The sequence below is a fragment of the Pseudomonas sp. SBT1-2 genome (genome assembly GCF_028640875.1).
Classification (GTDB): domain Bacteria; phylum Pseudomonadota; class Gammaproteobacteria; order Pseudomonadales; family Pseudomonadaceae; genus Aquipseudomonas; species Aquipseudomonas chlororaphis_I.
Genome location: NZ_JAQZAA010000049.1, coordinates 2,873 through 14,016 on the forward strand (window position 1 = coordinate 2,873; position 11,144 = coordinate 14,016).

7 protein-coding genes are annotated in these 11,144 nt (G+C 64.4%); 6 read left to right on the top strand and 1 reads right to left on the bottom strand.

The genetic code is table 11. The features are described 5' to 3' along the window. Window positions 1-34: 34 nt before the first annotated feature. Entirely contained in the window at window positions 35-1,474 is a 1,440-nt protein-coding gene (gene hydA / locus PVZ78_RS05615; RefSeq protein ID WP_124313281.1) for a dihydropyrimidinase, read from the bottom strand. A gap of 623 nt (window positions 1,475-2,097) precedes the next feature. Between hydA and PVZ78_RS05620 the strand changes: the two genes are divergently transcribed. The 6 genes from PVZ78_RS05620 (at window position 2,098) to msrA (ending at window position 10,187) form a co-directional block, all read left to right on the top strand. After that, entirely contained in the window at window positions 2,098-3,585 is a 1,488-nt protein-coding gene (locus PVZ78_RS05620; protein ID WP_038631666.1) for an NCS1 family nucleobase:cation symporter-1, read from the top strand. Window positions 3,586-3,802: 217 nt separating this feature from the next. Continuing rightward, window positions 3,803-5,086, top strand: coding sequence for a Zn-dependent hydrolase (locus tag PVZ78_RS05625; protein WP_273828339.1), 1,284 nt, complete (start codon window positions 3,803-3,805; stop codon window positions 5,084-5,086). A 421-nt stretch (window positions 5,087-5,507) separates the two neighbouring features. Then, a complete protein-coding gene (locus PVZ78_RS05630) occupies window positions 5,508-6,476 on the top strand; it encodes an aliphatic sulfonate ABC transporter substrate-binding protein (RefSeq protein WP_273828340.1) in 969 nt (322 codons plus the stop codon). Between the two features lie 125 nt (window positions 6,477-6,601). Continuing rightward, window positions 6,602-8,668, top strand: a complete 2,067-nt coding sequence (locus PVZ78_RS05635; protein ID WP_273828341.1) for an ATP-binding cassette domain-containing protein — start codon at window positions 6,602-6,604, stop codon at window positions 8,666-8,668. Continuing rightward, window positions 8,665-9,720, top strand: a complete 1,056-nt coding sequence (locus PVZ78_RS05640) for an ABC transporter substrate-binding protein (protein WP_273828342.1) — start codon at window positions 8,665-8,667, stop codon at window positions 9,718-9,720. The genes PVZ78_RS05635 and PVZ78_RS05640 overlap by 4 nt, the downstream gene beginning before the upstream one ends. A gap of 17 nt (window positions 9,721-9,737) precedes the next feature. Beyond that, complete coding sequence (msrA, locus tag PVZ78_RS05645; RefSeq protein ID WP_273828343.1) at window positions 9,738-10,187, top strand: peptide-methionine (S)-S-oxide reductase MsrA; 450 nt, start codon at window positions 9,738-9,740, stop codon at window positions 10,185-10,187. Window positions 10,188-11,144 lie beyond the last annotated feature (957 nt).

Below are 11,144 nucleotides of genomic sequence, written 5' to 3' on the forward strand. Positions count from 1 at the left end.
AGCTTGCTCGCGATAGGGGGCAAGGCCCCCGATCTCAGCGTTTGACGGCCGTCGGCTTGTGCGCCTCGGCGCGTTTGCTCAGCAGGTCGAACACCGCCGGGTAGGCCGGGCGCTCGACATACCGGCCTGCGCCGCGCTCGGCGCGCAGGTCGCCGTCGGCCCAGACCAGCTTGCCTTGGCTGATGGTGTGGCTGGGCACGCCGCGCACGGTCTTGCCTTCGAAGATGTTGAAGTCCACCTGCTGGTGGTGGGTCGCGGCGGAGATGGTGCGGCTGCCTTGCGGGTCCCAGAGCACCAGGTCGGCATCGGCGCCGACGCGGATCGCGCCCTTGCGCGGGTAGAGGTTGAAGATCTTCGCCGCGTTGGTGGAGGTCAGGGCGACGAAGTCCTGCATCGACAGGCGCCCGCTGTTCACCCCTTCGTCCCAGAGCACGGCCATGCGGTCTTCGATGCCGGCGGTGCCGTTGGGGATCTTGCTGAAATCGTCGCGGCCGGCGGCTTTCTGCTCGGCGCAGAAGCAGCAGTGGTCGGTGGCGGTGGTGTGCAGGTTGCCCGATTGCAGGCCGTGCCACAGCGCGTCCTGATGCCCGCGAGGGCGGAAGGGCGGGCTCATCACGTAGCCGGCGGCGGTCTGCCAGTCCGGGTGGCGGTACACGCTGTCGTCCAGCAGCAGGTGCCCGGCCAGCACTTCGCCGTACACCGGTTGGCCCTTGCCACGGGCGTAGGTGATTTCGTCCAGCGCCTCTTTGGTCGAGACGTGCACCAGGTACAGCGGCGTGCCGAGGGTTTCGGCAATGCGGATCGCCCGGCTGGCGGCTTCGCCTTCGACCTGGGAAGGGCGCGACAGCGGGTGGGCTTCCGGCCCGGTGATGCCCTGGGCCAGCAACTTGCGTTGCAGGTGGTAGACCAGCTCGCCGTTCTCCGCGTGCACCGTTGGCACGGCGCCGAGTTCCAGGCAGCGCTCGAAGCTCGCTACCAGGGTGTCGTCGGCGGCCATGATCGCGTTCTTGTAGGCCATGAAATGCTTGAAGCTGTTGACCCCGTGCCGGCTCACCAGCTCGGCCATTTCCTCGCGCACCTGCTCGCTCCACCAGGTGATGGCGACGTGGAAGCCGTAGTCCGACGCGGACTTCTCGGCCCAGCCGCGCCACTGGTGAAAGGCCTCCAGCAGGGACTGCTGCGGATTGGGAATCACGAAGTCGATGATCGAGGTGGTGCCGCCCGCCAGGCCCGCGGCGGTGCCGCTGAAGAAGTCTTCGCTGGCCACGGTGCCCATGAAGGGCAATTGCATATGGGTGTGAGGATCGATGCCGCCGGGCATCAGGTATTGGCCACTGCCATCGAGCACTTCGCAGCCTGCAGGACTGTCCAGATTCTGGCCGATGGCCTTGATCACGCCGTCGGCGCACAACACATCGGCTTTATAACTTTCATCATGGGTAATAACGGTGGCGCCACGGATCAACAGAGACATTCCGAGTTCCTCGCAGGCATGACCGGCTTATGCCGGTTCTAGTGTTCTTGTAATAAGCAGGCTGCGGAATTTTTATTCCTGTCAGCGGTGTCAGGAATAAAAACTAGCTGGTGTTCAATCAATCGGCAAGATTATTTTTTATAAGCATATATCGATATTAAATGATTGAAATATAAGGATTTAATTCGTAAATCCGCAAAATGGTGCAGCCTTTCACCATTTTGACGCACTTGACAGGATCGAAATATGAGCAAGATTTCCTATGTGAAATCAGCCGCTTGAAGGAGGCCTGTGGCCCATACGAAAGTTTGAAAAAAGTTTGCGTGCACCAGATTGAGTCCTGACCCGATGGGCAACTTACCCGGCATTCGGCCTGAGTGAACCGGCACGTTATCCAGAACAGGAAGTTATTCAGAATAAAACTGAAGAAACATCAGTTGTTTACATGGATTTTACCGACTGTGGAGCACCGTCGATGGACCAGCCGGCACGCTTATTGAGTGCCGCCGTCGACAGGATGGCCGGTCGGTAAAAGTCGTCAGTTCTCCGGCCATCGCCGGGCTGGCAGCACGTCTGCCGGCCTGCCCGATGAGCAAAAATAATCAGAAAAAAGTGGAGCGGCCATGCAACAGAACAGATCTCAAGTGACCGAGCGTGCCGGCCTGTACGAGCTGGACGCCGGCAGCGACGTGCTCGACAGCCCCCGTTACAACCACGATATCGCGCCGACCAAGGTCCACGAGCGCACCTGGAACAAATGGCACATCACCGCGCTGTGGGTCGGCATGTCGATCTGCGTGCCGACCTACACCCTGGGCGGCGTGCTCACCGCCTATTTCGGCCTGACCGTGGGCGAGGCGCTGCTGGCGATCCTGCTGGCCAATATCGTGGTGCTGATCCCCCTGACCCTCAACGCTTTTGCCGGCACCAAGTACGGCATTCCGTTCCCGGTGCTGCTGCGTGCCTCCTTCGGCGTCATCGGTTCCAACGTGCCGTGCCTGATCCGCGCCCTGGTGGCCTGCGGCTGGTTCGGCATCCAGACGATGTTCGGCGGCCTGGCGATCCACCTGTTCCTCGGCTCGATCTTCGAGGGCTGGAAAGCCCTGGGCGGTACCGGCGAGGTGATCGGCTTCATGATCTTCTGGACCCTCAACCTGTGGGTGGTGCTGCGTGGCGCCGAGTCGATCAAGTGGCTGGAAACCCTGTCGGCGCCGCTGCTGGTATTGGTGGGTGCAGGGCTGCTGGTGTGGGCGTTGCCCAATGTGTCGCTGAGCGAACTGCTGGCGCAGCCGCCCAAGCGTCCGGAAGGGGCGAGCGTCTACAGCTACTTCTTCGCCGGGCTCACGGCGATGGTCGGTTTCTGGGCCACCCTGTCGCTGAATATTCCGGACTTCAGCCGCTACGCGAAGAGCCAGAAGGACCAGATCCTCGGGCAGATTTTCGGCCTGCCGCTGACCATGTTCCTGTTCGCCGCCCTGGGGGTGGTGATGACCGCCGCCTCGGTGAAACTGGTGGGTGTCACCGTCTCCGACCCGGTGAGCCTGATCGGCCATATCCAGAGCCCCGGCTGGGTGGCCCTGGCCATGGCGTTGATCATCATCGCCACGCTGTCGACCAACACCGCGGCGAACATCGTCTCGCCGACCAACGACTTCCAGAACATCGCGCCCAAGCTGATCGGCCGCACCAAGGCGGTGATCCTCACCGGGCTCGTCGGCCTGGCGCTGATGGCCCACGAACTGCTGAAAAAGCTCGGCCTGCTGGTCTCGGATGTGAGCCTGGAGACCGTGTATTCCAACTGGCTGCTGGGTTACTCCAGCCTGCTGGGGCCTATCGCCGGAATCATGGTGGTGGACTATTTCATCATCCGCAGACAGCAGCTGGACCTGGCCGGGCTGTACCGCGATGACGTGTACCCGGCGTGGAACTGGTACGGCTTTATCGCCTTCGGCGTGCCGGTGGCGCTGACCCTGCTGTCCCTGGGCAGCGATGCGTTCAGCTGGTTCTACAGCTACGGCTGGTTCACCGGCTCGGCGCTGGGCGGGATCATTTACTACGGGCTGTGCAGCCTGGGCAGCCCGCGAACCGCGACCGCCAAGACGCCGGTGTGATGGACGGACCCTGTAGGAGCGAGCTTGCTCGCGATTGGCCAGCAGACATAACGCGATCCAACAGGCAGACAAGGTTGTTTGCACGTTTATCGCGAGCAAGCTCGCTCCTACAAGGGGCCGTGTCGCTTTTTTGCGCGATGCGATCCACCAGACACCACAGCACCCAAGACGAGCCCGACCTCGTCAACGACAACCAGAAAAGCCTGAGGATATCACCATGAACGCTGCCGTCGACGTTCTGCAATCCAGCCACCGGCACATCAACCGCGACCGCCTGTGGCAGTCACTCATGGAGCTGGCGAGGCTCGGGGCCACGGTCAAGGGCGGGGTCTGTCGCCTGGCCCTGACCGACCTCGACCGCCAGGCCCGCGACCTGTTTGTAAAATGGTGCGAGGCCGCGGGGTGCACGGTCACGGTGGATGGCATCGGCAATATCTTCGCCCGCCGCGCCGGGCGTAACCCGCAGCTGCCGCCGGTGATGACCGGCAGCCATATCGACACCCAGCCCACCGGCGGCAAGTTCGATGGCTGCTTCGGCGTGCTGGCCGGGCTCGAAGTGCTGCGCACCCTCAACGACCTCGGGGTGGAAACCGAGGCGCCGCTGGAAGTGGTGGTGTGGACCAACGAAGAAGGCTCGCGCTTCCCGCCGTGCATGATGGGCTCCGGGGTGTTCGCCGAGAAATTCACCCTGGAAGAAACCCTGGCCAAGACCGATGCCGAGGGCGTTAGCGTCGGCGATGCGCTGAACGCCATCGGTTATGCCGGCAGCCGCCAGGTCAGCGGGCACAAGGTGGGTGCCTACTTCGAAGCCCATATCGAGCAGGGGCCGATTCTCGAGGACGAGAAGAAAACCATAGGCGTGGTGCTCGGTGCACTCGGCCAGAAATGGTTCGACTTGAAGTTGCGCGGCGTCGAGGCCCACGCCGGCCCGACCCCGATGCACCTGCGCAAGGACGCCCTGGTCGGCGCGGCGGCGGTGGTGGCCGCGGTCAACCGCGCCGCCCTCGGCCATCAGCCCCATGCCTGCGGCACCGTGGGTTGCCTGCAGGCCTATCCCGGTTCGCGCAACGTGATCCCCGGGGAAGTACGCATGACCCTGGACTTCCGGCACCTGGAGCCGGCGCGCCTGGACTCGATGATCGCCGAGGTACGCCAGGTGATCGACAGCACCTGCGAAGAACATGGCCTGACCTTCGACCTGCAGCCGACCGCGGACTTTCCGCCGCTGTATTTCGACAAGATCTGCGTCGACGCGGTGCGCGAGGCGGCGCAGGGGTTGGGGCTGAGCCATATGGACATCGTCAGCGGCGCCGGGCACGACGCGATCTTCGTCGCCGAACTGGGGCCGGCGGGGATGATCTTCGTGCCCTGCGAAGGCGGCATCAGCCACAACGAAATCGAAAACGCCGACCCCGACGACCTCGCCGCCGGCTGCGCGGTGTTGCTGCGGGCGATGCTGGCGGCGTCCCAGGCAGTTGCCAAAGGACAACACGTCGCTTGACGACCATCGTCCACCTGTAGGAGCGAGCTTGCTCGCGATAAACCAGAGGGCACCGCATTTCTCCAGGAAGCGGCGCGTTATCGTTGACGGTCATCGCGAGCAAGCTCGCTTCTACAGGTTTGCGGTGGTCGTGAGAACACCACTTCTGTAGCCGCTGCCGCAGGCTGCGATCGCCCGGAACGGGCGCGGCGATCTCAAGGCCGATTGAGGTTCGTCGGGATATCGGGAACCAAGGCCCTGCGGGCCTTATCGCAGCCTCGCGGGCTCGGCAGCGGCTACAGGGTGATGGGGTGATCGGCCATCACATGCAGCTTGGGATCGTCCGCCCGAACCTAAGCTAATTCCTAAAAAGTATTTATATCTTGATTCTTAGATCGATTAGCTTTTAGCGACTTTCCTGTCTTCCAGAAGGTCCGCCCCCATGCGCCTGCCCTTTGCTTTGCGTCGTAGCTTGTCGATCACCGCCCTGGCCGGTCTGGCGCTGGGCATGGCCCTCGATGCCCAGGCCGATACCGACCTGCGTATCGGCTACCAGAAATCCTCGACCCTGCTGGCGGTGCTCAAGGCCCAGGGCATCCTGGAAAAACAACTGGCGGGGCAGGGCGTGAAGATCTCCTGGCATGAATTCACCAGCGGCCTGCCCCTGGCGGAATCGCTGAACGTGGGCAACGTCGACATCAGCGCCGACGTCGCCGACACCGTGCCGGTGTTCGCCCAGGCCGCCGGAGCCAAGCTGACCTACTTCGCCACGGAAACCCCGTCGCCCGCGGCGCAGTCCATCGTCATTCCCAAGGATTCCACCCTCAAATCCCTGGCCGACCTCAAGGGCAAGCGCGTCGCCGTGACCAAGGCCGCCGGCAGCCATTACCTGCTGATCGCCGCGCTGCGCGAGGCTGGCCTGAGTTTCGCCGACATCCAGCCGGTGTACCTGACCCCGGCCGATGGCCGCGCCGCCCTGGAAACCGCCAAGGTCGATGCCTGGGTCACCTGGGAACCCTTCGTCGCCAGCGCCGAACGCCAGCAGGGCGCGCGGGTGCTGCACGACGGCCAGGGCCTGGCCAGTTACCGGCGTTATTACCTGGCCTCCAACGATTACGCCAAGGCCCACCCCGAGGTGCTGCAGCAGGTGTTCGCCGAGTTGCAGAAGACCGGCACCTGGGTCAAGGCGCACCCGACGGAGGCGGCAAAACTGCTGGGTCCGCTGTGGGGCAACCTGGACGTGAGCACGGTGGAGCTGGCCAACAGTCGCCGCACCTACCAGGTGGAAGCGGTGCAGCCGGACGCCCTGGGCGAGCAACAGAAAATCGCCGATGCCTTCTACCAGGAAAAACTCTTGCCCAAGCCGGTGGATGCCCGCGCGGTGCAGCTGTGGAGCCCCACGCATCTGTAACTGAGCCTTGGCTCGCCTTCTTCGGCGAGCCCATTCCCCTGGGGTAGCCGGCTGGCCGGCCCCACCCATTTTCCCTTTGTCATCACCGCCGGTTACGCCGCTGCGCGCCGGCGTCAGGAGTTCCCGTGTCCGCCGTTCACCCCCAAGCGGCCTTTGCCGTCCCTGCCTCGTCCGCCCCGCAACCGGCCAGCGCCGAGGTGGTGCTGGAACTGCGCAACCTGACCAAGCACTACAGCCGCGGCTCGTCCGCGCCAGCGGTGGAGCAAGTCAGCCTCAGCGTGCGTCGTGGCGAAGTGCTGTGCCTGATGGGCACCTCCGGCAGCGGCAAATCCACCTTGCTGCGGCACATCAACCGGCTGATCGAACCCAGCAGCGGCGAGGTGTTGATCGACGGCGCGGCGATCAGCCAGCTCTCGGCCAAGGACCTGCGCACCCTGCGTTCGCGGCGCATCGGCATGGTCTTCCAGCACTTCGGCCTGTTGCCCCATCGCAGCGTGCGCGACAACGTCGCCTTGCCCCTGGAACTGCGTGGCGAACCCGAGGCGCTGCGCCAGGCCGCCGCCGATGTGCAGCTGCGGGCCATGGGCCTGGACGGTTGGGGCGATCACTATCCCCATGAGCTGTCCGGCGGCATGCAGCAGCGGGTCGGCCTGGCCCGGGCGCTGGTCAGCGAGCCGGACATCCTGCTGATGGACGAACCCTTCAGCGCCCTCGACCCGACCATCCGCCGCGACCTGCAAAGCCACTTCCTGCGCCTGGTGCGCGAGCGCGGCATCACCACCTTGCTGGTGACCCATGACCCGGCCGAGGCCCTGCGCCTGGCCGACCGCATCGCGGTGCTGCGCCAGGGCCATCTGATCCAGCTCGGCAGCCCCGGCGAGTTGCTGGAGCACCCGGCAGACGCTGAGGTGGCGGACTTCTTCCAGGAGCACGGCGCGCGCAGCGACACGGTTGCCGCGGCGCCTGTGGCTTCGAGTAAAACAGCACCCGCTCCGGCGCCCGTAGCCCCGGGGTTTTCCTTCTGGCAGGCGCTGTTGCTGGGGCCGGCGGCCTTGGCCGCCAGCGGGCATGGCGCCTTGTATTGGCTGGGCTTCGCCCTGGAATTGGCGGCGGCCAGTGCAGTGGGGCAGTGGTTGACCAGCGCCAGTCTCGGTTGGGCTGGGTTGGCGATTCTTGGCTTGCTGCTCAGCCGCCTGCTCAGCGTGACCCTGGCTCGCCGTCCGAGCCGCCAGGGCCGTTCCGATTGGCGCCTGCCGTGGCTGGTGCTGCTGTTGTGCCAGGGCCTGGTGCTGTGGCGGGTGGCGGCCGTGGATGCCAGCGGTCCCTGGCTGCAATTTCCTGCCGACCGCCAGGCGCTGCTGAGCACCGCGGCCGCCATCGACCAATTGATCAGTTGGTCCCAGGTCACCTTCGAAAGCACCTTCGTCGGCGTCATCGTCGCGGTGCGCACGGTGATCGAGAGCATCGAAAGCCTGCTGGGCTGGCTGCCCTGGCCCGTGCCGGCGCTGGCCCTGGTGTTGCTGGCCTGGCGCTCGGCCGGCGCGGCCCTGGCCCTGACCAGCGCGGCGGCCTTGCTCTATATCGGCCTGTTCGGCTTCTGGGAGCGGACCATCGCCACCCTGGCCCTGGTGGGTTCCTCGGTGCTGCTGTCGCTGCTGATCGGCGTGCCCGCCGGCATCCTCCTGGCCAAGCGCGCCCTGGCGCGGCGCCTGATCACGCCCTTGCTGGACGTGATGCAGACCCTGCCGACCTTCGTGTACCTGATCCCGGCGGTCGCGTTCTTCTCGGTGGGCAAGACCCCGGCGGTGATCGCCACGCTGATCTTCGCCCTGGCGCCGATGATCCGCCTTACCGCCCTGGGGATTCAGGAAGTGCCCAGGACCGCCGTCGAAGCGGCCCTGGCCCACGGCGCCACGCCGTGGCAGATCCTGACCAAGGTCGAGCTGCCCCTGGCCGCCGGCTCGCTGCTGCTGGGGATCAACCAGACCCTGGTGATGAGCCTGTCGATGGTGGTGGTCGCGGCGCTGATCGGCGCCGGCGGCCTGGGCTACGACGTGATGACCGCGCTGCGCAATATCAAGGGCGGCGAGGGCATGCTGGCCGGCGCCGCGATCGTGTTCTGCGCGCTGATTCCCGACCGCATCATTCAAGCGACCCTGCGCCAGCGGGATCGCGCTTTCCATCAGTCATGAGGTGTCTCTTGAACAAGTCGTTTTCCCGTACCCTGGGCGCCGCCGCGCTGCTGTTGGGGTTGTCCCTGCCGGTGCTGGCCAAGGACAAGATCGTCATCGGCGAACAGAACTGGACCGGCGCCATCGCCATCCAGAACATCCTCGGCGAGGTGATCAAAAGCCGCCTCGACGGCGACGTGTCGTACCTGGCCGGTGACATACCGGTGCTGTTCGCCGCCGCGGCCAAGGGCGACGGTTCGGTGGATGTGCTGACCGATATCTGGCTGCCTAATCAATCCGCCGCCTGGGCCAAGTACGTCACCGGCGGCACCCGCTCGCTGGTACCGAACAAGCAACCCTACCTCGGGGTCCAGGGCTTCTATATCCCTGGTTACCTGCAAGACAAATACGGCGTGAAGTCGGTCTACGACCTGCAGAAACCCGAAGTGGCGAAACTCTTCGAACCCCTGGGCGGCGGCAAGGCGCAATTGCTGGTGGGCCCGGCGGGCTGGGAGTCGACCTATATCGGCCAGATCAAGGCCAAGGATTTCGGCTTTGCCGATAAATTCGAATCGGTGTCCACCGAAGCCTCGGTGACCTACGCCAAACTCGCCGCGGCCTACAAGGCCCAGCGCGGCGTGGTGTTCTACGCCTACACCCCGGACTGGATCTTCTCCGCCTTCGACCTGCGCCGCCTGGATGAACCTGCGTTCGACGGCTACGCCCAGGACAACAAGAAGGGCGACCCGCTGTACAAGGCCGACGGCTGCTGGAAATTCGTCAGCCCGACGGTGGACGCCGACTGGCTGAACAAGAGCAAGATCACCTGCGCCTACCCGGACGCCCGGGTCTATGTCCTGGCCTCCAGCGCCTTGCAGAAACGCGCGCCACGGATCGCCGCCTTCCTGGAAAACTTCAGCATCGACCCGCAGGTATTGAACGACCTGATCCTCAGGATCGAGAAGGAACAACAACCGGCGGCGCAAGCGGCCAAGGCCTGGGTCCAGGCCAACCCGGCGATCGTCGATCAATGGCTGGGCGCCAGCGGCGAGAAAGTTGGATCGGTGCAGTGAGCGAGGAGTATCGGAACATGAGCGGGATCAAGCAGGCGACCTTCGGCGCGGGCTGTTTCTGGGGCGCGGAAGCCGCGTTCCGGGCGCTGCCGGGGGTGGTAGATACGCGGGTGGGCTACGCGGTGGAGGCGGGTGATGAGTCGTTGCGGATCGAGGTGGTGCAGGTGGATTTCGATCCTCGGGTGTTGGCTTATTCGCGCCTGATCGAGCACTTCTGGGGGCTGCATGATCCGACTTCGGTGGATCGGCAGGGGGAGCATGGTGGGGGGAAATATCGTTCGGCGATTTTCCACACCGACGCCCTACAGGCCGAACAGGCACGGCAGGCCAAGACGGCCCTGCAAGACTCCGGCCGCCTCAACAAACCTGTGGCCACGGTGGTGGTGCCGCTGGGGCGCTTCGAATTGGCGGACGAAGCGCATCAGCGGTATTTGGAGAAGAATGGGTTGAGTAGTTGCCATATCTGAGGGTACTGGTCGCGGAGGTCTGCCTCTGTAGGAGCGAGGCTTGCCCGCGATAGCGTCGGTTCTGGCGCTGCATTTTTTGGATGGGGTACATATCCATTCCTGCGGTCACGGCGGCTTAGGGTTCCGCCCTTACGGCGGGTCACTTTTGGCAAATGCCCCAAAAGTAACCAAAAGGTCTCGCCCCACCATTCGGTGCCTCGCTAGTGCTCGGCATGCCCTCACTCCGGTCCTGCTCCGGGGGCCGCCGCAATGGGCCATCCCTGGCCCAGTGCGGCTACCTCGGCATCCCTGCCGAGGTACCCCCTGCGCAAGACCTGCGTTCGGCCTCTGGGAAAGGGGCGGGTAGATCAAGATCAAAAGCCAGAGCCAAAGCCAAAGCCAAAGCCAAAGCCAGAGCCAAAGCTGGAGCTGTAGTGGAAGTGAGAGCAAAAGCGATATTGCGGTTGATGGTGGACGGATGATCGCCGTATCTCCTGTAGCCGCTGCCGTAGGCTGCGATCGGGTGCGAAGCGCCCGTAAAACCAGGCGCTGCGGTATATCAGGCAAACCGTGGATACAGGCTTGGCGTCCCTTCGGGCCGATCGCAGCCTGCGGCAGCGGCTACAGGGATCACCGTTGAATCCAGGCCGGCCGGTAGGCCGCCTCGCGTTGCTTTTGATTGTTTGCCCCATCGGGAGGCCGAGTGGAGGTTCTGCGCAGTGGGCAACTCGGCAGGGATGCCGAGTTAGCCGCCCCAGGCCATGGATGGCCTGTGGCGGCGGCCCACGGAGCAGGACCGGAGCGAGGGAATCCGAGCCTTAGCGAGGACCGGACGCCAGGGGCAGGGCCCTTTGGTTACTTTGGGCTGGGCCGGCTTCCGGACTTTCCAAAGTGACCCGCCGTAAGGGCCATCCCTTTCAAGGTCTTTTCGTTTTGGCAGCCTTGATGACCCTGTCTGTTGAAACGTGGGCATGTACC

Bases quoted from the DNA above. Each gene is read 5' to 3' on its own strand.
- PVZ78_RS05630 (WP_273828340.1), top strand. From the start codon at position 5,508: ATGCGCCTGCCCTTTGCTTTGCGTCGTAGCTTGTCGATCACCGCCCTG.
- hydA (WP_124313281.1), bottom strand. From the start codon at position 1,474: ATGTCTCTGTTGATCCGTGGCGCCACCGTTATTACCCATGATGAAAGT.
- PVZ78_RS05640 (WP_273828342.1), top strand. From the start codon at position 8,665: ATGAGGTGTCTCTTGAACAAGTCGTTTTCCCGTACCCTGGGCGCCGCC.
- PVZ78_RS05625 (WP_273828339.1), top strand. From the start codon at position 3,803: ATGAACGCTGCCGTCGACGTTCTGCAATCCAGCCACCGGCACATCAAC.
- msrA (WP_273828343.1), top strand. From the start codon at position 9,738: ATGAGCGGGATCAAGCAGGCGACCTTCGGCGCGGGCTGTTTCTGGGGC.
- PVZ78_RS05620 (WP_038631666.1), top strand. From the start codon at position 2,098: ATGCAACAGAACAGATCTCAAGTGACCGAGCGTGCCGGCCTGTACGAG.